Raw genomic sequence first — 20640 nt, 5'->3', positions numbered from 1 at the left:
AAAAAACCGCCAGCACGGCGGTAAATTTAGATGTATTGAACTACTAAAATTTCAGCGGTTCTTGCCACATTTGATCAACTTCTTCATTAGTCAAATTCAAAGCAATCCGAGCTTTTTCAATAAATAGATCTGTACGACTGAAATATAAAGCGCGGTTATATGCAATGCTTAATTCAATGTCAGTTTTAATGAAATCTTGAACTTGTTGATACAAACCGAACTTATTGAGTTTTAAATCAAAATCCATCGGCTTGAGTATTGGCATACGCTCACGCTGCAACTGTATTCTCTCTTCCTCAGTTAAATACTTTTCAGGATTTTCGTGACGATCAATCTCATCTTCTGTCATCAATTGATATTTATCCAAATCAATCCAATCAGAAACATTTACATCAAGTTCAAAATAGCGAATATCGGTTTTATCTGTTTTTGAGATGTATTTTTGCATTTTTAAAACTCCAGCCAATTTACTATAATTCCACCGCTAGTACTTTCTATTTTATAAGTTCCCATGGGTGGGATCAGTAAAGATAAATTTACTTCTTTATAAGCACCGCCATTATCAAGACCACCGCTACTAAAAAGATGAGGCTTTTCATTAAGTGTTACTTTTATAGTTTCAGCACTGATTCCAGTAGTTGTATTGCGAATTGATACGTTGATCATTCTTGGTTTTAATGTAGGATTTGTATAGGTTGTACCCAAAATTCTAGATAGTTTTACGTCCTGATAATCCTGACCAACCCCAAACATACGATCATAGATAAACTTACCCTGTGCAGCAGTTAATGCTTGATCAGTGGCATTACTAGTCAGTGTGTTATTAAGCTGAACTATGCCTTTAATCTCTGTTGATGCGTTGGCTGGCTTTGGCGCATGAGTAGTAATTGCATCTTTGAGAACACTTGCAGATATTAATTTACTATCCGTTTTTATACCTTCCCCTGCTTCGATTTCAGATAACTCTGAAATGGCTGATTTATCCACTTTATTATCAATAAGTTCATTAATCTTTTTAGTTAACTCATTGAATAACCAGTTGAACCACTGACGAGCAGGATAAATTCGACTTGGAAAGCCACGTTCTAAATCCAACTCATCCGTATTTTTATCGCCTGTTTTGGCAAATTCTGTTAATTTTTCAATATTCATCTTCACCACCAAAAATTAGGCGTACACCTGCAGGCAAGGGAAACATGATTCGCACAAATTCACGTTCCCAATCTTCATAGTTTTCTAAAAAGCTAAACGTGACACTCATGTCATTGTTATCTTTAATCTTGAAAGCCTTATCTGTAATTAGTTCAATAACTTCTTTCACAGATTCAATAGAGCAGTCACTTTGATTTAATTTGATTTGAGCTTTAATCGCCCTTTTAAATAAAGTGCTCGACATTGTGAGTGCTTTATAACTATTCATCCCAGATTCACGCCAATAGCCACCCCATGACGTGCCATCTTGCTCGCCAAACGGCAAAGAATCTAACTGGTCTTTAAATCCAAAAAATGGTACTGGTACAGAATTGGCAATAGAGTTTGGTGCACCGATCCACTCGGCAATAATTTGAAGCTGTGAACCTACAGCACTATCAATATCAAATTTTTCATTGATGCTTTGCAATAAATTAATGCAGTCAATAACAGGATTAGTCGTAGCTGATACAACACTTTGAAATTTTGGCTGTCTATGCTGACTTGTAATTAAGTCCAAGTATTTATTTTCATTCATAGATTACCGCCCGAGATATTGATCTCAATATTGTCAGTATCACAATAAGCAACTTCATTAAATCTAAGACGATGGTCATCATTAATTTCTAAGCCATTTACAATAATTGAAATAGAAATAATTTCATAAGTCATTGAGTCCAGATCACCAAAAAGACCGGCAGGCACCAACACTTTATTTAATAGAATCTTGTCACCAATGTTGAGCTGATTTACATGATCAGCAATTGCTTGCTTAATTTTTTCACCAATCTCTGTTGTATATTCCGTAGATGCAAGCATGCTGATATAAAAACCAATATTGACAACATCTGGTCGATAAATAGAGATCGTGACTGGATCACCAAAATTATCAGTAACAACAACATTGGTATTACCATAGTACAAACACCCCATACTTTTTTTAGCACGCATGGTTTGCGCAATATCTTTAGCATCACCGCCAGCAACAACAACACAAACACTATGAGGTGGCAAGCCTATTTGATCGATCTTGTCTGTTTCATTCTCATAAGTTTTGCAACGAGATACACCAGGTAAACAGAGCACGGCGCCTTTGATACCATCGAGCTTGGATTGAGATGGGATAGCAACAGACAAAGCTTGTCGTTGACGTAATTTCAAATCACTTTCAACTGGCATACCAAGTTGCGATGTTGATCTATTGTTTACACCAGTCCAGCCTCGAGTAAGCTTTCCGATTTTAGTCACGGTACCGATTTGAGCTAAAACTGATCCGACTTTCTCAGAACGAGCAGAAACAATAACTAATCCATTGCTTGGGATCTTCACTTTTACTGGCAATATCCACTTATTGTTATTGGTATCGAATACATAACCATTTGTGATTTCAGTACCAGATACCCCGGTTATGTCTAAATCAACATAAGAGTAGGTATGTTCACTTCGAGTAATTCCATTAATGGCCACATTTCTTGATAGTGCATCACCAATGGCTGTTTTGGGTGAAAAGGTTGAATACACATCAACTACTGCGGTATTACAATCATGAATTGCTCTTGCTTGCACGCCGATCCATTGCCCATCTTGTGAATCATTTTCTAGATAAGCATCTTCGCCATAAATGGTTCTATATTCATCCTTTAGGTATTCAACAATCTCGTTATAAGTCGGTGCACTAATGCCATTTTCATCAATCGTTACAGCTACACTTGTAATTTCCATTAAACTTCACCACTTAAATTTGATGTGCCGTAAACCGTTGTAATTGTTGCTTCAATTGAGAGTTTTCTTGTGCTTCCATTAAATGAACTTTCAAATGAATCAATTCTTTCAACACCAGAGGTTTCTAATATTCGTTGACGTAAAAGCATTTCATACATTTCATTTGTGTATTTTCCAAGTACATCTGTGCCCCATCCTGTGCCATCTGAAGTATCAGCAAACCACTCACCAGTCCACAGCTTTAGCCTTGTCATTACAGCCTGAGCTACGCCTTCAGCAGAATTCACATGAAAGTCATTTTGATTATGGCCAAACCGATAATCACCATCGTCATCTAATTTTCTATAGCGCATAAAAAAACCGTCTTCCGACGGCCCTCAATTCAATTTAAATTACTTTGGTTTCCCTGTATTACCATTACCAGGTTGAACACCACCGTGTGGATGGTCTTTCAAGCTAATTGATGCAGCTAAAACATCAACGAGTGACTTAATTACATCATCCACATCAAGTGTACTCTTCATCTCAACAGGATGATGAAACACTGATTTAGTGCCAATAAAGTTAATCACCCCGTCTGGTGTGACTTGAATCTTACAAGTACCAGCATCATTACGAATTTCTAAATCTTCTGTAGAAATATCAGGAATCTTTTTAACTTGTGATTGTGGTCCAAAGTACGCAAAACCATCTGACAGATCGTGCTTCCGGTTATCGAATGGAGGCTGAATACCTCCATTTTTCCACCAAAGATCAATATTTCGATCTGAAAATTTTACTAAGCATTCATCACCTTTTTTGATTGGAAATGTAATAGCAAAGCCACCTGCTCTTTGAAAAACCACGGGAACATCAGGAATAACCGGCAGGGAAATCAGATCTAATCCTCCATCTTCTGTAAGAATTGGGATCTGAATCAATGGCTGAACATCTACAGTAACAGCATCAGGATTATAGTTTTCCACGGCGCAAGGCAAGCATGTCCATAAATTAGCGATCGCAGCCTTTATTGCATCATTTGCAACACTTAGATGATCAGGCTTATGCTCTGTTTGATATGTTGCCATTAGCCAGCTACCCCCACGATACTTACACCAGATATTGGAGGAGTTGCATTAACCCCAACAGCAACACCATCAACATACCAATCATCACCACGTGTATCACCGTAGTATTCGGCAGACACAACATTATAATGACCATTTTTCCCTGCAGCACTTTGAATACTTTTACCTGGTTGATCTAAACCTTGTTGGCCATAACCTATGTCGAAGTTCTGAGTCTGGACGAGAGACATATCAATCTGAATTTGGGAGCCAAATTTAATACTTGGGTTGAGTAATGCTGTAAATCGTAGTCCATCAAGTGTGAGCTGCGGCATTCCAACTAATCCAGTTGAAGGAGTTAGAACAATTGCTTGCTCATTTGTCTTACCATTTTCCTCGATCATGGTAATTTGATCATCTTCAATTCGACAAACTGACCCTGTATTTGCAGCAAGTTTATTTAGAAGTTCTGTACTTTGGCCAAACAACACACGCCCACGCACATAGGCTTTGCTATCTATATCGTTTAAATAGCGTGGATCAACACCTTTTTCCTGTAAGTCTTTTAAAATAATATTGCGTTCTTCCATTGCATTAATGCCGGCAATTACAGACGCATTAGTTATAGCATATTTTGCTGCTTCGCCAGACTGAGCAATAATGCACAAGAATTTATCAGTCGGATTATCTCGACCACGGCGAAATTGAAAAACACTTCCTTTAAATACAATGTCATAAAAGCTTTGATATCCAGCTTCTAATATGATAGTTTGCCCTTTTTGCTCATTATCCTTACCTGCCAATAGATTCATCATTTCTTCTGATAAGTTATAAATGTAAATCTCAGCAAATTTAGGACTATTTACAGTTGCCTGGGCAACACGAAATGTAATTCTAAAATCAGATAGATCTAATGCTTGTACTGCACCATTTTTAACTTGCACTGTTAATTTGCAGTATCGCTTCCAATACTCACTCATCTGGATCACTCCAATACAATCGAATCACTGTACCTAAATCACCAAATGACTGACTCTCATCTTCATTGTTATTTACAACAATAAAAGAACCTTTGATTAAGTGCTGATGCTGCTCAAGCAGATTAATGCCGGTAACTAGTGGTAAGCTATTAATTAAGGGCTGATCAAGCTCATTTGAAATACTTATAAACCAGCGACCCAGAAACACAAATTTTAAATAATAGAAATTGCTATTTAATTTGATTCTGAATTTTTGATTTTTTGCACTTAACGGAATCTCACTGATTACCATAACGGCCACCCTAATGTGTATGCACCACCAGTCTGGCCAAAACCTGAAATCTGTGTTACTAGTGATTGATTCACTGGTTGTGCCTGTTTAGTTCCCTCATTCTGAACACCGCTGGTCACTTCTGGATTCTTTTGATCTTCAATCAAGACTTCAGTTTCTTTTGTGGTCGCTATAATGACTTTTTTAAATGTGATTTTAAGTATTAAAGCATTCTCAGTGGTCATATCCGTTTCACAATGAATATTTTTAATCACCATGTTTGTATATAAACGCTTACCAGTTGAAATCATTAACTTCTGACCACCTAGTGCTAAAAACCCCTGATATATACCACGCAAACTCATACTTAAACCAATAAAACTACCACCAAGCAGGCTGTTTAATTTTCCCGCACTTTCAGACCACCCCATCTCCATTGTGACTTCTTCAGGAACTTTATAAACATGGTCTGAGATTGGTGATCCATATTCGACAGGGTGCTCTGTGATAATCCATTCATCCTTATGTGTTTCTTTTACTACTACATCAGCAAACATACCCATCACTGAACGATTACCACCCACCAAAAGTGAGCCGACTGTATCAGTAATAGGGCTTGCCATGGTTGAGCCAATAACATCGCTTATTGCCATTTCACTTTCCTTTGGGTGTAAAAAACGCCTTACGGCGCTACTGGTTTATTCTTTAGGCTTTAATTGCTGTGATAATTTCAGGCAATTTCCAGATAAAAATTGGAACAGTTACCAAAATAAGAAATGCGCATATTGTTTGCCATAAGCCATATTTTTCTATAGACACTTTCATAAGCTCCATTATTGGGCTAAAATAATCCATACAAGATGTTTTTCCTCTTATCTTTGCGGTTGAGTGGAAACTAAAAACCCTGATAGTTAGAGCTATCAGGGTTTTTCTTTAGGTAATAAAAAAACCACCCCAAGGTGGTTTGTTTTTTAATTTTAAAATCAACAATACTTATCTTGTAATTTCTTCAAATCATTTAGCAGCTTTTTAGCCTGAAGTATTGCCTCTTTGGTATTAGCTTCCCCTTGAATATCTGAGCTAGAAATACAATAATCAGCAAAATGCCTCTTGTCTTTAAGATTGGTTAACTCTCTAGCAAAGCAGCTTAATTGCAAATCCTTGAATTTTCGCTGCAAACTATTCAGGCAATTAGTATATCTTTCGTGTGATCTACCCTCTGCCACCCTAATTTCATCTGGAAATCTAGAATCTATCCAGTCTCTGGTGAGTAAATAAACAGCATAGTATGCCCGACCAACCACGGTTCTTAAAGTGGCTTCGTCATTTGGCTGATTATCTAACAGATTTTCTGCAACTACATAAAAATTTTGAGCAAACATAATTAAATTAAACCACCATACTTTTTGGCTCACATTCTTTGTGGCGAAAATAAGCGGATATTTTTTCTATTTGCTTTTGATCTACATCATTAGAATTGCTATACCACAGCATAATTTGATCATTTAATTTATTATTTATTTCGAATAAATCTTCTGGATTATTAATTGTTGAATTAGCTCTTACTGTTAATGTGGATTCACTAAAACATAATTCTGGCTGTATAACACCACTATAAGTAGAGAAAAAGATTCTATACAAGATAGATACTAGTGTTCTATATACTTGAATAGAAATATCTAGCTCTCTTAATCTTTCTACATGGTTTAGCACTATGTCACCGAAAGAGCCATAGGTTGACGAATTTTGCATTTTAATAATATCTTCTAGTAAATAAACACTAATTGCATGTCCATACACTTTACGAAACTCTTTTTTATGCAAAAGCTTTTCTGCATGAAGCCTATTTAAAGTTTCCAAAACTTTATTTAAATCACCATGCTCCATATATGCACTCAACATTAACTCCCATGCCGAGATAAAAGAGTTATTTGTTTTATATAACAAGTCTTCTAGTAAATTTATAGATTTATCTAGGTTAGATAGGTAGAGCTCAACATTTGCTTCAGCCAATTGAGCCCCAATAGGATCATCTTTTCTCATTTTCTTTATAATGCTACGTATCTTAGCCAGCTGAAACTCCCCAACTTGATTTGATTTTTTATCAATTCTTCCAAGGAAATTATTTAAATAAGAATAATCAGGTTGCAAGGTTGGTTGACTCATTTACTTATGACCTTAGGTTGTAAGTATGATTTAATATAGAATCATATCATTTTCAAAAAAAAGTGTGTTAAATTTTAGCATATACTTATTCTTGAGCATTTATGAAAAAACTACTCTTATTATCATCTTTATTAATTAGTAGTCTTTGTATCTTTGGTGATTAACCCCATGCAAAAATTATAATTTTTAGAGTCAATTTTTTCACATTTAGCCTGAATTAGATTAGTTGTGTCAGTGTTGAATTTTTTATGTAGTAATTTCATTGGTATTACCTCATTTACACTTTTTTCTAAAAATTTCCTACTAGATTCATGTTGAATATTATTAACAGCAATAAACCTTGCGGGAGTATTTTGCATTGAGCAGGTTGCACTCATATCACCAAATTTATCCATAAAAAATCCAGTACAGTACAAATTAAGTTGATTCCCAACCTTTAAATCCTCAACCTCATTTATGGTGTAACTTACTGTATAAAGCTTATTAACATAACCTAGATCAAAAATAATGACTGGATCCCCCTCATTATTTCTTTCAATGCTATTAAACTGACCATAAATACTTACAACTTTTCCACCATATTCTTTTTCAGCATTAAATATATTTCTTTTAAAATCATAATATATTTGATTAGGAACCTTTCGCTCTCTATAAACATTTATATCCTTGCTTCTAAAATTCTCCCAATTAATAAGTGACTCTCCATTATTTAGCCATGTCTCAAAATCATTTATTAAAAGTAAATTTTGCAAAGGTGTTATATTTGCTAGAGCAAGACTAGGAAGTAGAAAAAGAATTATCGAGTACAATACTTTCATATATATGGCTCATTTTCATTTGCAGGAATACTACCATGAAAAAATTACTACTTATCACTATTACGTTAATGTTGAGTGGCGGGGCTTGGGCAATGGATTGCTCAAATATGAAGACATCCATTGAGAGTCAAAAATGCTTAAATAATGAAGTAAAATCATTAAGACTGCAGTTGGATAAAATATATCAAAGTGCTCAAAACCAAACCCAAGCAAAAGCAGAGCTCAAAAAATCACAAGAACTCTGGACTAAATACAAAGAAGTGCAATGTGGAGATTTTGTTGTAGCAGATACACAAGGTAGCCCTGCTACTGTTGAATATGATCTAACCTGTCAATCAATACTCTATAAACAACGAATTGACTTCCTTAAGAGTATATTCAATTAAGCCATAACTCCTTTTGCATTATGAGATAGTCTTAAGAGGTCATGTTCTGTTTTTCTTGCAATACTATTTGCTGTCAATTGTGGATTTTCAGCGCCATTTATATGCATCTCAGATGTATAATTCTGATTAACAATTACACTCCTAGTACTATTGTTAGCACTGTAGTTGTTTGGCATTAGTGTTGCATTTGTTGAGTTTGCATTAAGTGTCATATTGCTTAATCGTGAACTTGATAACATGTGAGGGTCATTAGTACTTAGGACTCTAGAAATTTTTCCACTTTTTACACCCTCGGCCTCCACCATACCCTCTGCTAATGCAGCAAACTCTACTGTAGACATATCGTTAATCTTCTTTCCAACCAAATTTACACCTTTAGATTTGGCGACTTTATGAATAATCCCCTCATAAGCTTTGTGGTTTGCCTTGCCAGAATAGTCATCAATAGCATATCTTTTTAACATTTCTGGAATGGTTTTATTCCCATGCTGCTGTTTTAACAATTTTGCTTTCGCTATGGCTCCAGCCTCCATTGTCTCAAAAACAGCATTGCCCCACTGATCTAAAGCAATAACACCACTATATCTCTTCTGGGCATCTCTTAAAGCTTTCTCTTTGGATCTTTTAGTTTTAACGGTTTTATCGGCACTGCCTTTGAAACCAAACTTAAGGTTGCCTGGATTATTATTTCTCCAAGCAACAGTCCCACCAGTCCTTGTTTCAGTAGAGCCATCGAACATTTCGTAAACTCTTTTCGTTCCTTCAGTTTTTATTAATCTTACAATTTTATTTGCACTATCAACCGCTTTAATGGTGCCAGATATAACCGTAGTAGTCGTACTCTTAAGGGCCTGAGCAGTAACACCAGCAACAACCTTAGTCTGTTCGGCAACGGCGACTGCAATTTCTTTACCTTTTTCCCTAGCTTCTTCAATAACCTGATCAGTAGTTTGATTAAAAACCTTATTTTTGGCTTCTTCCCACATGCCGACAGTGATATCTATAACTTTGTCTTTGAGGTTACCTAGCCACTCAACAAGCTTGCCTATGCGATCAATAGCAGTTTCAATCCCATCTGACCACTTAGACCAGTCAATTAAAGATTCACCACCATTTTTCCAAGTTTTATAGTCATCCCAAAGCAAAGCTATTGCAGATGCTAAGGCTAAAACAATACCAATTGGAGAAGCTAAAAACGCAAGATTTAGGCCCTTAATTAAAAAGAGTAGACCTTTAAGCAAAGGCAACACTTTAGCAATTTTTCCAAGGACTCCAATCAAGCCTCCAAAAACCACGGCGACCGTTGCGATCTTTAGGCCAGCAGCTAAAAATGTTTTGATATTTGGATTAAGAGAATCAAACATCTCAATACCAGTTTGCAAGGTTTTATTAATCAGCTTAAGAATTGGTAATAAGGCCTTACCTGCAGTCATGACAACAACTTCAGTAATTGCTTTAGTCGTCATGGAGATATCACGGAATTCAACCATAAATTCCGAACCACTTTTCGCCAGATCATCATTTAATCCAACTTGAGTGCGTATTTTTTGATACTTCTCCATGTTGTCGAGAAACTTACCATCTCGCATGGCCAACATGGTTTTTTCATCAATACCAAGAGCACCAGCATATGCATTGGCTTGATATGAAGGCATGTCCTTGAAAGTCTTAGATAGATCTTTCATGACTTCGACACGATCTCGCATAGCGCCGTTACTATCACGAGTTGCCACACCTAAACCTTGTAGCATTCCCTCATAGCCGGGAGAGTTACGCATTTTCTGTGCAACACTTTCTAATGACTGTAATGCACTTTCAGCATCACCACCCATTTGTGATACAGCGTCACCATAGGCACGGATATTTTGAGCACTGGCACCAATGCGTTGAGAGGAATAGTACAGCTTATCTAATTCGCTTGCTGTCTTTGCTACTGCTAATACCGTACCTGTTGCTAAGGCAAGTAATGCGGTTTTAAGTACAACTGATTTATTGGTAATACTTGTTAAAGTATCACCCATCTTACGAGCACCCTCATTGTCAGTTGTAAAACCCAATGAGACTAAAAAATCGCGAATTACTGCACCTTGAGACATAAAACTACCTACTTATTCCAAAGATATACGCACGTGATTACTGTTAGTAAAATTGCAATAAAGCGCCATGATTGCATTTTGTTAATCTCCGTTAGACACCAATTAACTAATTTGATAAAATCTTCCATACAGATTTAATTTCCTCTTGTTCTGCTTTGTTCGACTGGAAATACAAAACCCCGATAGCGACCAACTATTGGGGTTTTTCTTTATCTACGCATTAAGCACAAGTTGTATTAACGCTTTTTACAACAGATTATTTTTTGCTATTTTCTTGATCTATTAAATATTGGTTATCAGCTAAAACGTCCAAGGCATCATTCATTAATGCAATATCAGCCAGATCTAAGGTTCCATCTTTAATAGATTCAAACTTACACATACCCTTGATGATTGGACGCATAATCCAATCTTCCCCACCAGGTAAGCTTTTAAAACTTATTCGGCCCGCTTCGTGCTCGATGCCTTCATAAGCAGACCTTGAATAAAATTTCCAAGATTTAACCGGATCACAGCGAGTGTCAGAGGTAAGATATGTTCCACACCCAAATCATCAAACATAATTGTGTCTTTAATACATGCTCTTGCACCATTCCGGCTGACCACCGATAAACACTTGTGCGTAACGAAATCAACATCATCTTCAGGCATTGAAGCAAAAGCGTCCATGAGTGGTGATAGCGCATCACTCAAACCATTAAGATCAATTTCCTCAAGCTGAGCTGTATCGCCTTGTTTAACTTTTTCAAGTCGCTCAATAAGCTCATGAATGCCACCCTTAGACAACTCCGTAAGAATTGGCATAATTGTGGGAACAATCGGAGCAATTTTTCGAGATACATGAAGTTGATCAAGTGCATTTAGACGCCCGATCTCATAATTATGCTGACCTATTTGCATTAGTTATATGCTCCAAGTTTAATATCGATTTTAATTGCATCAAAAACCCACTCAACTAATGCACCTGTTTTTGCATTTGCTAAGTCCGGGCATTTCTTGAATGCACAATTAAATGCAGATCCATTATCACCAGAGCCTGCATGATTCATTGTGATTGTATTTTTCCCCCACTTTCGCGTGGAACTTTTTTGTAAATTGTATAAATTGGAAAGCTTGGCATTTGCAGGAGATGTTTTTAGTAAACGAATCGTGACTTGTCCAGAATTATCACAATGTAGTGAGTGCATACCTTCACCATCGGCACCAATTGTCATTGTGTTTTTATCACCTGCCATGGCAAATGTAATACCTTCCTCAGCAACCCCTGCACCATAACCGAGGTCAATGTTTGCATCATCACTTGCCAAAGTACATGCAGTATCTAAAAAGCTGTAAGCTGTCATTTTTGTTCCTTTTAGCGATTTACTGACACAAGAACATCAGCAAAATGTGTTGCACCAGCTAATTTAGCTGCAATTTGAAATATCGGTGATTTACGTGCTTCACGTTCTGATTGAGCTTGGTCATCCAAGCTATTCGCAAATACATAAAAACCTTTCGATAAGTAATCACCAGTCTGCAATGTTCCAAACTCTTCACCATTCCATTGACCCTCACCGAGCAATCCATTTTTTACAGCTTGGTCAGATGCCCGCTCAAGCACTGTACATTGACGATTTACACCGCCAAATGTCTGAGGGACCTTTGTAGTTGTGGTGTAATAAAGATTCCAAAGTGCTGTTTCTAGATGATTCTGATACCAGTCCAGACCATGCACTTCGTCAAAGAATGTACCATCACACATGACGCCTTCTTGTAGAATTGCGGTGTCATTGTTATATGCAGCAAATACGTTACAGTTTTTAGCTGCCAGAGCTTTTGCCTCACGTGTTTTTAAGTCTTCTGCAGCAATACCGGGGAGCTGCTTAAACTTCATTGTGATTGTTGTATTTGTACCGTTGAAATTAACACTAAACGCACGACCCATAACGGATGCAGCAGCATAAGGATTATCACTAGAGAAAATAGTGAACGTACGGCGATAATTCTTTTTAGCAAGCTTAAACGCCGTGTCAGTTTCAGTTGTTTGCGTTGTATCTTCTTGCTGTGTTGTATAGCCAAAAATACGCACTGGATCAGCAGCTTCGATTAACGATGCAACAGAGTCAACCTCGACATCAGTTAAATCGGCAGCAATAGTTAAACCATACCACTTAAGCGACTCTAAACACTCTTTAACTGCATCTTCAACTTTTTCAGCAGATACATCTGTTTTGGCCCAATAGCCGATATACAAAGTTTGTGGTTTTGGTGATTGGCCAAAATACGCTTTAGCAGCTTGATACTCTGGATCGTCAACACCGTAATCAGTGCCAACTTCGGTAATGTTTGAGTATTCACGCATACGTTCAATTTTATCAATCACACCACTGGTTGTGCCCAGAATTAATAATGTTCCAAACGAACGTGGTCCTGCCGCCAATGCTGCCAGTGAAATGCTGACATTGACGACATTAGAAACAGGTAATGTCATTTCTGACGACTCCTAATGTTTTATTTTGATTTAATCAAGAAAGGTTTTCACGGCGTACGTTCGTTTAGTCTTGCGTCTAAATGTCGCAACAACATCAAAGCGGTGCACGTATTGATTATTGAGAAAGTCAGGTGCTGTGCGTAAGTCACCACACCCAACAAATTTGATTTTATGCTCACGTATCTGAGCGATGTTTTGCGGAATAGCGAGACCATCTCGAAAGATATTTGCAAGTGACTGACCATTATGACCATAAAAAGATAAAAACAATTCAATCTCTTCATGACGAATAGAATCCATATCTTCGGCATTTTGCTGAAAATAAGGCCCATCATCGGGAATTATTGACTTAACAGCGAAAGCACACCAATCAGTGCCAACTTTAGGCATTGGTGGTGGTTCTTCCTGATATCGTGGACGAACAAATTTACCCGTTAGTGAAGTCACGCCAACAATTAATTCTTGAAAGATATCTTCGAGATTTTGGTCATGAGCAACTATTACGCTTGGTGAGATATACCCACCAGTCGCAGAATCACCCATGTTTTACCCCAATGGCTTAAGTTCACAGATTGCTTTAATGAAACCATTGCCATAATGCAAGTTGTCTAAGACTTGAGAAACAATGTAAGTTTTAGTTTTCCAGATAATTTCATCAGCTTTGGTATCAGTATCACCAGCAGTTAAAGCAAACTGCGTATGAATATTGATGGCTCCCTTAATTAAGGTACCATCTTCACGGCGATCCATATTCAGGCCGTTGTTTGTTGTGACAACACCACCAAAATCAGTGCTTGTAACCACCGCCTCAGGTCGCCCTTTATCATTAATAACCAATTCAGAGCGATTACACACAAGATCAAAGGTCCAGAAATCTGGATCATGTAGAACATCAGAAACATCTAAACTAGGCACTTACAACCTCCTTGCCTTTATGCATGATGACGTAGGTATGTGCATTACGCATCTGACTAGTATCAATTAGAGGCTTTTCAGATTTCTTGCCACGGCGTTTACGTGCATTAATTGTCCAAGGTGCCAGTGCTTCAAATTCACCTGTGGTGATATAACGCTTAACACTCATGGTGGCTTTCATACCGGCACTTTCAAGATATTTATACATGCGCTGTTTATTACCGACAAAAGCTGCATCAACAGCCTTGGTAAGTTGTATTCCTACAAATTCCTGAACTTGCTCTACCCCAGGAACTAAGTGTGGACGAGGTGGTAAGTTCATGGATGGTGATCCAGTTTCAAGCAAATACCCAATTTCAGCATTGCTTATGCCGCCATCACGACTTTCGCCGTGCGGAATGCCGACTAAAACTTCAGTTTCAGACAACATACCCATTGCTTCAAGTATTGCAGCCAACCCCTCACCAGTCGTTTTAACTCCACTGACACTCATAGCTGAACACCTCCCGCACCTGCCATCATGGCCAATTGATAGAACTGCACACCAAAGGTTGTTTGATTCCAGTGTCCCGCATCAGTAATAAGAACACCTGAGACATCCATTGATTTGGCAACACCATCAATCGATTTTGATGTCTCATTGCCAACAATTTTACCGGGGTCTCCACCGATTTTTGCTGCCAGCATTGAGCGATTAAACAAAGTTAAGTAGTGGGCCACAAAGAACGTATAACCATCATCTAGCAAGTCATCCCAGCGCGATTCAGGTAACAACTTAACCGCAAGTTTTAAATAGAAATTAAATTGAGCTGATGGATACTTTTTTACATCAGCAAACATCAGCATAGATTCACGAAAAGATGACTCTGTTAGCATGATTATTCGCCCTCTGGATCCTTCGGCTTAGTTGGCTCTTTTGTTTTGGTTGCTGTGGTCTGTGATTGCTGAGATTTAGCTAATTGAATCTTTAGTGATTCAATTTCTTTATCCTTTGCATCACTGGATTTTTCTAATTCAGCAATTTTTTTATCCGCTGCTTCAGATTGAACCTTTAATGATTCAATAACAGCATTTGCGGCATCAAGAGCTACTTGCAATTCATGTGAATGTGCATCATTTGGAGCAATCTCCTGCGAATGCGCCTTCACAAACCAGTGTTCAGCAATTGCCTGTTCAACTTCCTGAAGGCCAGCTTCTAAAACAACAGTCTTTGCCTCCCCTTGGTCATCACGACCAAGGTTCACGGTAAGCTGCTTAGATAGAAGAATTTGTACTAACTTAGACATGTCAACTCCTTATAGACCGTCAGCATAATAAGCAGTTTCAGGGTAAACCCATTCCACAGCACCTAAACGACCAAAGTAGGTAGTCAGTTGGCGTAAATCACGATATTCAATCGGCGTGCGTTGTAAAGGCACCATCGGGAAACGTACGCGGTTTTCAGATTGTGTATAGCACATCATGCGATCGGTATCACCTACACCACGTTTAACACACCACTTTGAAGGTTGAATATCTAACGGACGGCCATTTACTGAATTAGATAAGCTATTCAATTTCAGGAATTCAAGAATTGAAATATTACCTGCTTCACTAACAACACGTGTTGTTAACAATCCAAACTGAACTGGTGGTAATAGCAATTTATCAGGACACACAGCATAGGCTGATGCTATCCAAGCATTATTTAAAATTAGATTTACATCATCTAGGATTTCTTGTGGTGTAGCCAACTTCCAATTTTTATTAACATTAGTTGCACCAACTTTGGACGAGTTAAGCAAGCCCTCAACGCCAATTACTTCATCACCAATGTAGACCTGCTCATCAGTATCCATTTGATGCTTAAGTAATAAGCCTGCATACTTTTGAGAATCGACTGGACGACCCACAGCTTTAGCGGATTCAAGTTCTGGAATAGTCCACCCAATCTGAGTAGCCCAAAGCGTCAACGGTTGTGCAGTCTTACCAATATCAAGTGCAATACTTGTGATTGCATCTGTATTTTTCCCCACCCATGCTTTACCACTACCCGATGGGCCACCCGCAGCAGCAAAAGTTGAGTTGGTAAAAGACGAGGTTTCATCAGCAATTGATACATCAGAACGTAAATCAATGTCGCGCCCCCAAGTGATATTCGCAAGTGGGTCATGCATCGTTTGATCTAGGCGTTCTAATTCACCAAGCAAGAATGCACCTGTGCTATCCACTGTGCGTGCATCAAATGTCATCATTCCAATACCGTTGTCACGTGTACGCGCGCGGATTGGATTCCCCATTGCGACCGCTTGTGCCATGGTTGTAGCTAAGAGTAATTTACTCATATAGTTTTCCTTAGGCGTAAAAAAAGACGCATATAGCGCCGTGATTTACGTCAAAAATAATTTAAATGTTATAAGAGATTTCTACATTGCCTTGAGCATCTGCTTCATGCATGAACTTGGCATTTTTTAATTCAACTGTATTCACACCATCTGCTACAGCTTCAATACCCCCAATCGGCTTAAGATCGGTACCAGCACCAACACGGACAAATACCTTACCTGCTTTTTTCGCAGTACCAGTATTACATTTCACTGTCATATAGCCACGTACTAGAACATCATGAATGATATTTTCTTGTGGTACTGCAGCGCCTAAACCATTCACGGCGGACTGTGTTGGATATGAACGAACAATTAAACCATAAACTTCAGTATCATCTGCTTCTAACGGTACAAGTCCTTTTTCATCTAGTTTGCAAAAGATGCCGAACGCACCTAATTTCCCATTTAAAATATGAGCTTCAATCGTTGAGTGTGATTTACGGCTCACATCACCAGGAATGCCTGAAGGCATACGATATAAAATTGCATTACTCATGCTTATTTCCCTTTATTCCAAAATTCACGGTTACGTGCATTGATTTCAGCAGGTGTGGCAGGTGCACGACCGAAATCACTTGTTTTAATTCCAGAACGAACACCTTTTGTGTTGTTCTGTTGTTTGATTAATTCGGATGCACCAATAAACGCTGCGTCTACTGTGTAAGCAGGCATAGCATCAAAATCAGTTTGACCACCAATAAACGGCGCAATTGCTTTTTGTCCGTCCGCCGTAGCATATGCTTGTTTAAGCGCCATACGTTTTGCGGTAAGTACTGCTTTACCATTATTGGCACTATCAGTCGTTGGTAGCTTAATACCTGGTGCTAAAATTTCAGCACGAGATAAAACAGCTTTAAGTGAATCACCAGTATGATTTTGCACACCTTCTTCAGATAGTTTTTCTGCCTTTTCAGCACCCAAGATGTCGTCTTTTGTTTCAGTTTCTTCATCGTCATCATCTTCGGTTTTCTTTTCAGGATCATCCGAGTCTTTGGTTTTTTTCTTTTCCAAGGCTGACATGCGAGAATCTATTGTTTTCATAAACTGACGCATTTCTTTTTGAAATTTAGCATCACCAGTTTTTGTACTGGTTTCTTCTTCATCCTCGTCTTCGGTTTCTTCTTCCGAATCCTCAGTGTTTTTAGCTTCTTCCAAAGCCTCATCAATTGTACGTTTTGCTTTGCGCAAGCGATCTAACCAGCCTTTATTTGGTTTCGGCATGAAACTATCTCCAATTTTACAACGTGACCCACAACGCCCTTTATCAACAACTGCGATGTGATTTCCAAAAATATTTGTTTGAATCCCTTTTCCCACACTGATCTCGGTATAGTCAGCGTCATACCCTAAAGAGATTTCAACCTTGTCCGCCATGACAGCATCGATCATGTCTTTATCGGTAATGAGTAGATCTGCAACTAAGCAATCAGAATCAATATCTTCACCACGGCGAACATTATTTGCAGACCCTTTTGACAATTCTTTCCAGTTATCAGGATTTACCCAATCGTCAGGATGATCATCCGTTACTGGCTTACCTTCAAAACTTGCGATCGTACGTGGGTCAAATAAAACATCTTCATCACGTTCGATAATGATTAATCCAGTGCTGTCCGCCGTGACTGGCACCTCACCATCGCCATAGATCAGCTTACCAATCCGTGCGATTGGCACATCACGGCAAAGTAAATAGCCCTCTGGTGTAGTTTCTCGTGTACGGCCAATCTGACCAGTGGTGTAGAAATTCGATCGATCTACTGTAGCCTTTGATTTAGGTTTCTTTTTAAACATGGTTCACCTATGGTTTTTTTGGTGGTGAATCTTTTAAATACACACCTTTGCAAATATATTGAGCTAATGGCTCTACGATTTTAGGTATGAGTTCAGCAGGTATGTTCTTGTCGATAGATTGCTGAACTAGCTTTAATCTCGCTTCTTGAATATTCATAACTTTTCCATTAGTGATAAGAATCACTCTTTGATTAATAGGTCGGTTTTTAACTTTATTTTTAATAAATCTATAAATGATCCCACCTAGTAACCATCCAGATATGAAAGAAAGCACGCCAACTAAAGATGGTTGAGGAAGATCCATAATTTTTTCCTTAGACATTAAAAAACCACCTATTGGTGGCTAAAAATCTTCTGGTATTACAGGTTCAGGGTAACAACGACAATTCGGCAAACAGCCCGCATGACCTGTTAAATTATCCAAAGTTGGCGGTTTATTCCAATAGACAAATTTCCCATTCATAGCTTTATGACTTGTACGCACATCAAGATCTTCACTAGTACGCCATATATACCCATCAGAACCCAAGTTTTGTGCACGTGCTTGTGTAAATACACTTGTCGCTCGACTTACTTCAGTACGTGCAATAGTATTCGCTCGACCTTTAGCAACCTGACCAGTAGCCATAATCAATCCAGCAATATCACTTGCCCGATTTCCATCGATGAGCGCACGTGTTGATAAATCATGAATCCGCTGCGCTGCATTAAGTGGAAGTGACTTAATTAAACCCACTTGCTCATTAAGTAATTGCTGATACACGGCGCCAATATCAGTATTTCTGATCTGATCCCTTACGCCACGTGATAAGTCCTGTGCATAAATCAGCCAAGTCTTTTCGTCACGTAATGCAACATCAGTCAGGATTCTCCCTGCAGCATTCTCAGCCCAGAAGTGAAGCGTATTACCGTATTCATTCAAGGATGCGCGAATCAAAGGCCATGACTGCGGATCATTTACATCAAAACCTTTAACAATCGTATCAACATAACCAGCAACTTTTCTAAGCTGCTGGCTGTATCTGATCTCCATCTTTCTGGCCAGTTTCGGATTCATTCGATTCTGTTTCATCGTTTATTTCTCCGCGTGGCCTTGGTGGATCATCATCAGCATCATCAATTTCCTCATCAGAAATATTTGACCAAATACCCGTAATTTCAGCAGATTGACGTAATTCTTTAAGTGCTGTTTTGCGACTAATTAATCCTGACTCTTCTGCAGATGTCACGGCATTAGTTACTTTCTCAGCAATAGAGGCTTTCTTTTCATCATCCATTTGCCACAGTGATGCAAAGTCAAACTTAAATGTCTTAGGTAGTGGCTTACCAAGCACAGACAATGAAACAACTGCCAACAACGTATGCAACGGTGTACGTAAACGCCGTTCTTGTTGTTGATTGATATTGTCATAGTAGTTAGATAAATCTGACTCGCCAGTGGCATTTAAACCTGCTGGAGACTGACCAAATAAGCGAACTAAGGGAATCTGAGTTGCACCGGCGATCTGTTGGCCAAACTGCAATAACAAACTATCCAGACCTGTAAAGCTATATTGGTGTGTTTCAAATGTATCTTCATCATCCATGAGAGTCATACCCTCATTGGACTGCCACATTCTGATTTGCTGGATCTGCTTAACTAAAGCATTATAAGTACTACCACCCATGCCAATAATCTTACGCAAACCTTTTACTTTATAAGTCCGTAAATGAGCCTTATAAACCAATTGACCTGCACCCAAGGTAGCACTATCAAAAATCGTTAAACGATCTTCTAAACGCTCAACAACGGACTGCCCCCAAAGGTTTTCAGCAATTTTTTGCCAATACGGTAGACTCACACCATCCATACGAATAACACGGCTATAGTGAATACGTTGGTTACACAATCCAACTGAATCAGTAATCACATCATAAAACTTTGGCTTACCATAATCAGGACCATATTCAGTGACCAAATCCTGCAAGTCAGGTAGTACCATCCAGCGATCTAAAACCAATAGTCCTTTAAATTGATCTTTACCTACGGTATTCACATTTAAAGGCGTACTGACATTCTGTCCATCGATAAGCATCACGGCGATAGCACCGCCGTATAAACGTGACCATTTAATGGTGTCGCTTAGATTGTCCCAGATCTCAAGTCGATCTAACTCTTGGTTGATTTCTTCAACATCTTCAGGGCTATCCATTCCACGTAAGGTGATACCCTCGCGTGTCATATCCTCAGCAACAACATCAACAACTTGACCAATAACCCACGAACTACGATACATCGCTTCGAGCTTTAAACGATCTCGACTTGTAAAGTTAAAACCGTATGTTGATTGATCATGCTGATTTCCAGCGCCCAAGCCAACTCGGGCCGCGAAGTTTTGAAAACTATCCGCAGTAAATTTTAATAATCCCATTTGATTTC

At 38.4% G+C, this 20640-nt stretch carries 29 protein-coding genes; 1 reads left to right on the top strand and 28 read right to left on the bottom strand.

Translation table 11 applies throughout. The features are described from left to right. Nucleotides 1-43 precede the first annotated feature (43 nt). The 12 genes from QSG86_RS12025 to QSG86_RS11970 all read right to left on the bottom strand — a co-directional run bounded on the left by QSG86_RS12025 (nt 44) and on the right by QSG86_RS11970 (nt 8194). Complete coding sequence (locus QSG86_RS12025; protein WP_317031716.1) at nt 44-448, bottom strand: hypothetical protein; 405 nt, start codon at nt 446-448, stop codon at nt 44-46. A gap of 2 nt (nt 449-450) precedes the next feature. Next, nucleotides 451-1152, bottom strand: a complete 702-nt coding sequence (locus tag QSG86_RS12020) for a hypothetical protein (protein ID WP_317031715.1) — start codon at nt 1150-1152, stop codon at nt 451-453. Continuing rightward, nucleotides 1142-1729 carry a DUF2612 domain-containing protein gene (locus QSG86_RS12015; RefSeq protein WP_317031714.1) on the bottom strand — a complete coding sequence of 196 codons (588 nt, stop codon included), beginning with the start codon at nt 1727-1729 and terminating at the stop codon, nt 1142-1144. The genes QSG86_RS12020 and QSG86_RS12015 overlap by 11 nt, the downstream gene beginning before the upstream one ends. Next, nucleotides 1726-2913 carry a baseplate J/gp47 family protein gene (locus QSG86_RS12010; protein ID WP_317031713.1) on the bottom strand — a complete coding sequence of 396 codons (1188 nt, stop codon included), beginning with the start codon at nt 2911-2913 and terminating at the stop codon, nt 1726-1728. Before QSG86_RS12010 ends, QSG86_RS12015 begins: the two co-directional genes overlap by 4 nt. Next, nucleotides 2913-3266 (bottom strand): hypothetical protein, encoded by a 354-nt coding sequence (locus tag QSG86_RS12005; protein WP_317031712.1) that lies wholly within the window; start codon nt 3264-3266, stop codon nt 2913-2915. Before QSG86_RS12005 ends, QSG86_RS12010 begins: the two co-directional genes overlap by 1 nt. 39 nt (nt 3267-3305) lie before the next feature. Then, nucleotides 3306-3980, bottom strand: a complete 675-nt coding sequence (locus tag QSG86_RS12000) for a Gp138 family membrane-puncturing spike protein (RefSeq protein WP_317031711.1) — start codon at nt 3978-3980, stop codon at nt 3306-3308. Continuing rightward, nucleotides 3980-4939, bottom strand: coding sequence for a phage protein (locus QSG86_RS11995; protein ID WP_317031710.1), 960 nt, complete (start codon nt 4937-4939; stop codon nt 3980-3982). Before QSG86_RS11995 ends, QSG86_RS12000 begins: the two co-directional genes overlap by 1 nt. Continuing rightward, nucleotides 4932-5231 carry a phage baseplate plug protein gene (locus QSG86_RS11990; RefSeq protein WP_317031709.1) on the bottom strand — a complete coding sequence of 100 codons (300 nt, stop codon included), beginning with the start codon at nt 5229-5231 and terminating at the stop codon, nt 4932-4934. The genes QSG86_RS11995 and QSG86_RS11990 overlap by 8 nt, the downstream gene beginning before the upstream one ends. Continuing rightward, on the bottom strand, nt 5225-5863 hold the full coding sequence (locus tag QSG86_RS11985) for a phage baseplate protein (RefSeq protein ID WP_317031708.1): 639 nt from the start codon (nt 5861-5863) through the stop codon (nt 5225-5227). Before QSG86_RS11985 ends, QSG86_RS11990 begins: the two co-directional genes overlap by 7 nt. Nucleotides 5864-6193: 330 nt before the next feature. Next, nucleotides 6194-6592, bottom strand: coding sequence for a hypothetical protein (locus tag QSG86_RS11980; protein ID WP_317031707.1), 399 nt, complete (start codon nt 6590-6592; stop codon nt 6194-6196). 7 nt (nt 6593-6599) lie between these two features. Then, complete coding sequence (locus QSG86_RS11975) at nt 6600-7376, bottom strand: hypothetical protein (RefSeq protein ID WP_317031706.1); 777 nt, start codon at nt 7374-7376, stop codon at nt 6600-6602. Nucleotides 7377-7507: 131 nt separating this feature from the next. Next, nucleotides 7508-8194, bottom strand: coding sequence for a hypothetical protein (locus QSG86_RS11970; RefSeq protein WP_317031705.1), 687 nt, complete (start codon nt 8192-8194; stop codon nt 7508-7510). 35 nt (nt 8195-8229) lie between these two features. Between QSG86_RS11970 and QSG86_RS11965 the strand changes: the two genes are divergently transcribed. Beyond that, nucleotides 8230-8580, top strand: coding sequence for a lysozyme inhibitor LprI family protein (locus QSG86_RS11965; protein WP_317031704.1), 351 nt, complete (start codon nt 8230-8232; stop codon nt 8578-8580). Here the strand turns inward: QSG86_RS11965 and QSG86_RS11960 are convergent. From QSG86_RS11960 to QSG86_RS11885, 16 genes are all read right to left on the bottom strand, one after another. Further along, a complete protein-coding gene (locus QSG86_RS11960; RefSeq protein ID WP_317031703.1) occupies nt 8577-10676 on the bottom strand; it encodes a phage tail tape measure protein in 2100 nt (699 codons plus the stop codon). The two genes, QSG86_RS11965 and QSG86_RS11960, sit on opposite strands and share 4 nt — an antisense overlap. 256 nt (nt 10677-10932) lie before the next feature. Continuing rightward, complete coding sequence (locus QSG86_RS11955) at nt 10933-11079, bottom strand: DUF6889 family protein (protein ID WP_317031702.1); 147 nt, start codon at nt 11077-11079, stop codon at nt 10933-10935. 35 nt (nt 11080-11114) lie between these two features. After that, nucleotides 11115-11576 (bottom strand): phage tail assembly chaperone, encoded by a 462-nt coding sequence (locus tag QSG86_RS11950; protein ID WP_317031701.1) that lies wholly within the window; start codon nt 11574-11576, stop codon nt 11115-11117. Next, nucleotides 11576-12019: a phage structural protein gene (locus QSG86_RS11945; protein WP_317031700.1), complete on the bottom strand. Its 444-nt coding sequence runs from the start codon at nt 12017-12019 to the stop codon at nt 11576-11578. The genes QSG86_RS11950 and QSG86_RS11945 overlap by 1 nt, the downstream gene beginning before the upstream one ends. 11 nt (nt 12020-12030) lie before the next feature. Continuing rightward, complete coding sequence (locus tag QSG86_RS11940; RefSeq protein ID WP_317031699.1) at nt 12031-13149, bottom strand: DUF3383 family protein; 1119 nt, start codon at nt 13147-13149, stop codon at nt 12031-12033. A gap of 30 nt (nt 13150-13179) precedes the next feature. Beyond that, nucleotides 13180-13692, bottom strand: coding sequence for a hypothetical protein (locus QSG86_RS11935; RefSeq protein ID WP_317031698.1), 513 nt, complete (start codon nt 13690-13692; stop codon nt 13180-13182). A 3-nt stretch (nt 13693-13695) separates the two neighbouring features. Further along, on the bottom strand, nt 13696-14004 hold the full coding sequence (locus tag QSG86_RS11930) for a hypothetical protein (RefSeq protein WP_410487496.1): 309 nt from the start codon (nt 14002-14004) through the stop codon (nt 13696-13698). A 52-nt stretch (nt 14005-14056) separates the two neighbouring features. Further along, nucleotides 14057-14557: a hypothetical protein gene (locus QSG86_RS11925; protein WP_317031696.1), complete on the bottom strand. Its 501-nt coding sequence runs from the start codon at nt 14555-14557 to the stop codon at nt 14057-14059. Continuing rightward, the gene (locus tag QSG86_RS11920) at nt 14554-14940 is read right to left on the bottom strand and encodes a DUF4054 domain-containing protein (RefSeq protein ID WP_317031695.1); all 387 of its coding nucleotides are present in this window, start codon (nt 14938-14940) and stop codon (nt 14554-14556) included. Before QSG86_RS11920 ends, QSG86_RS11925 begins: the two co-directional genes overlap by 4 nt. 2 nt (nt 14941-14942) lie before the next feature. Next, nucleotides 14943-15350, bottom strand: coding sequence for an STY1053 family phage-associated protein (locus tag QSG86_RS11915; protein ID WP_317031694.1), 408 nt, complete (start codon nt 15348-15350; stop codon nt 14943-14945). A 9-nt stretch (nt 15351-15359) separates the two neighbouring features. Next, the gene (locus QSG86_RS11910) at nt 15360-16388 is read right to left on the bottom strand and encodes a DUF2184 domain-containing protein (RefSeq protein ID WP_317031693.1); all 1029 of its coding nucleotides are present in this window, start codon (nt 16386-16388) and stop codon (nt 15360-15362) included. A 61-nt stretch (nt 16389-16449) separates the two neighbouring features. Beyond that, complete coding sequence (locus tag QSG86_RS11905; protein ID WP_317031692.1) at nt 16450-16926, bottom strand: hypothetical protein; 477 nt, start codon at nt 16924-16926, stop codon at nt 16450-16452. 2 nt (nt 16927-16928) lie between these two features. Beyond that, complete coding sequence (locus tag QSG86_RS11900; protein WP_317031691.1) at nt 16929-18221, bottom strand: DUF2213 domain-containing protein; 1293 nt, start codon at nt 18219-18221, stop codon at nt 16929-16931. Nucleotides 18222-18228: 7 nt separating this feature from the next. Continuing rightward, entirely contained in the window at nt 18229-18543 is a 315-nt protein-coding gene (locus tag QSG86_RS11895; protein ID WP_317031690.1) for a hypothetical protein, read from the bottom strand. Between the two features lie 21 nt (nt 18544-18564). Continuing rightward, the gene (locus QSG86_RS11890; RefSeq protein ID WP_317032570.1) at nt 18565-19254 is read right to left on the bottom strand and encodes a phage minor head protein; all 690 of its coding nucleotides are present in this window, start codon (nt 19252-19254) and stop codon (nt 18565-18567) included. Beyond that, the gene (locus tag QSG86_RS11885) at nt 19226-20632 is read right to left on the bottom strand and encodes a DUF1073 domain-containing protein (RefSeq protein WP_317031689.1); all 1407 of its coding nucleotides are present in this window, start codon (nt 20630-20632) and stop codon (nt 19226-19228) included. The genes QSG86_RS11890 and QSG86_RS11885 overlap by 29 nt, the downstream gene beginning before the upstream one ends. Between the last annotated feature and the right edge of the window lie 8 nt (nt 20633-20640).

It is taken from the genome of Acinetobacter sp. SAAs474 (genome assembly GCF_032823475.1).
GTDB lineage: Bacteria > Pseudomonadota > Gammaproteobacteria > Pseudomonadales > Moraxellaceae > Acinetobacter.
Note: the sequence above shows the minus strand (reverse complement) of the source record. Positions and strands in the feature narration are given on the sequence as shown.

Bases quoted from the DNA above. Each gene is read 5' to 3' on its own strand.
- QSG86_RS12025 (WP_317031716.1), bottom strand. From the start codon at position 448: ATGCAAAAATACATCTCAAAAACAGATAAAACCGATATTCGCTATTTT.
- QSG86_RS12020 (WP_317031715.1), bottom strand. From the start codon at position 1,152: ATGAATATTGAAAAATTAACAGAATTTGCCAAAACAGGCGATAAAAAT.
- QSG86_RS12015 (WP_317031714.1), bottom strand. From the start codon at position 1,729: ATGAATGAAAATAAATACTTGGACTTAATTACAAGTCAGCATAGACAG.
- QSG86_RS12010 (WP_317031713.1), bottom strand. From the start codon at position 2,913: ATGGAAATTACAAGTGTAGCTGTAACGATTGATGAAAATGGCATTAGT.
- QSG86_RS12005 (WP_317031712.1), bottom strand. From the start codon at position 3,266: ATGCGCTATAGAAAATTAGATGACGATGGTGATTATCGGTTTGGCCAT.
- QSG86_RS12000 (WP_317031711.1), bottom strand. From the start codon at position 3,980: ATGGCAACATATCAAACAGAGCATAAGCCTGATCATCTAAGTGTTGCA.
- QSG86_RS11995 (WP_317031710.1), bottom strand. From the start codon at position 4,939: ATGAGTGAGTATTGGAAGCGATACTGCAAATTAACAGTGCAAGTTAAA.
- QSG86_RS11990 (WP_317031709.1), bottom strand. From the start codon at position 5,231: ATGGTAATCAGTGAGATTCCGTTAAGTGCAAAAAATCAAAAATTCAGA.
- QSG86_RS11985 (WP_317031708.1), bottom strand. From the start codon at position 5,863: ATGGCAATAAGCGATGTTATTGGCTCAACCATGGCAAGCCCTATTACT.
- QSG86_RS11980 (WP_317031707.1), bottom strand. From the start codon at position 6,592: ATGTTTGCTCAAAATTTTTATGTAGTTGCAGAAAATCTGTTAGATAAT.
- QSG86_RS11975 (WP_317031706.1), bottom strand. From the start codon at position 7,376: ATGAGTCAACCAACCTTGCAACCTGATTATTCTTATTTAAATAATTTC.
- QSG86_RS11970 (WP_317031705.1), bottom strand. From the start codon at position 8,194: ATGAAAGTATTGTACTCGATAATTCTTTTTCTACTTCCTAGTCTTGCT.
- QSG86_RS11965 (WP_317031704.1), top strand. From the start codon at position 8,230: ATGAAAAAATTACTACTTATCACTATTACGTTAATGTTGAGTGGCGGG.
- QSG86_RS11960 (WP_317031703.1), bottom strand. From the start codon at position 10,676: ATGTCTCAAGGTGCAGTAATTCGCGATTTTTTAGTCTCATTGGGTTTT.
- QSG86_RS11955 (WP_317031702.1), bottom strand. From the start codon at position 11,079: ATGCGTCCAATCATCAAGGGTATGTGTAAGTTTGAATCTATTAAAGAT.
- QSG86_RS11950 (WP_317031701.1), bottom strand. From the start codon at position 11,576: ATGCAAATAGGTCAGCATAATTATGAGATCGGGCGTCTAAATGCACTT.
- QSG86_RS11945 (WP_317031700.1), bottom strand. From the start codon at position 12,019: ATGACAGCTTACAGCTTTTTAGATACTGCATGTACTTTGGCAAGTGAT.
- QSG86_RS11940 (WP_317031699.1), bottom strand. From the start codon at position 13,149: ATGACATTACCTGTTTCTAATGTCGTCAATGTCAGCATTTCACTGGCA.
- QSG86_RS11935 (WP_317031698.1), bottom strand. From the start codon at position 13,692: ATGGGTGATTCTGCGACTGGTGGGTATATCTCACCAAGCGTAATAGTT.
- QSG86_RS11925 (WP_317031696.1), bottom strand. From the start codon at position 14,557: ATGAGTGTCAGTGGAGTTAAAACGACTGGTGAGGGGTTGGCTGCAATA.
- QSG86_RS11920 (WP_317031695.1), bottom strand. From the start codon at position 14,940: ATGCTAACAGAGTCATCTTTTCGTGAATCTATGCTGATGTTTGCTGAT.
- QSG86_RS11915 (WP_317031694.1), bottom strand. From the start codon at position 15,350: ATGTCTAAGTTAGTACAAATTCTTCTATCTAAGCAGCTTACCGTGAAC.
- QSG86_RS11910 (WP_317031693.1), bottom strand. From the start codon at position 16,388: ATGAGTAAATTACTCTTAGCTACAACCATGGCACAAGCGGTCGCAATG.
- QSG86_RS11905 (WP_317031692.1), bottom strand. From the start codon at position 16,926: ATGAGTAATGCAATTTTATATCGTATGCCTTCAGGCATTCCTGGTGAT.
- QSG86_RS11900 (WP_317031691.1), bottom strand. From the start codon at position 18,221: ATGTTTAAAAAGAAACCTAAATCAAAGGCTACAGTAGATCGATCGAAT.
- QSG86_RS11895 (WP_317031690.1), bottom strand. From the start codon at position 18,543: ATGTCTAAGGAAAAAATTATGGATCTTCCTCAACCATCTTTAGTTGGC.
- QSG86_RS11890 (WP_317032570.1), bottom strand. From the start codon at position 19,254: ATGGAGATCAGATACAGCCAGCAGCTTAGAAAAGTTGCTGGTTATGTT.
- QSG86_RS11885 (WP_317031689.1), bottom strand. From the start codon at position 20,632: ATGGGATTATTAAAATTTACTGCGGATAGTTTTCAAAACTTCGCGGCC.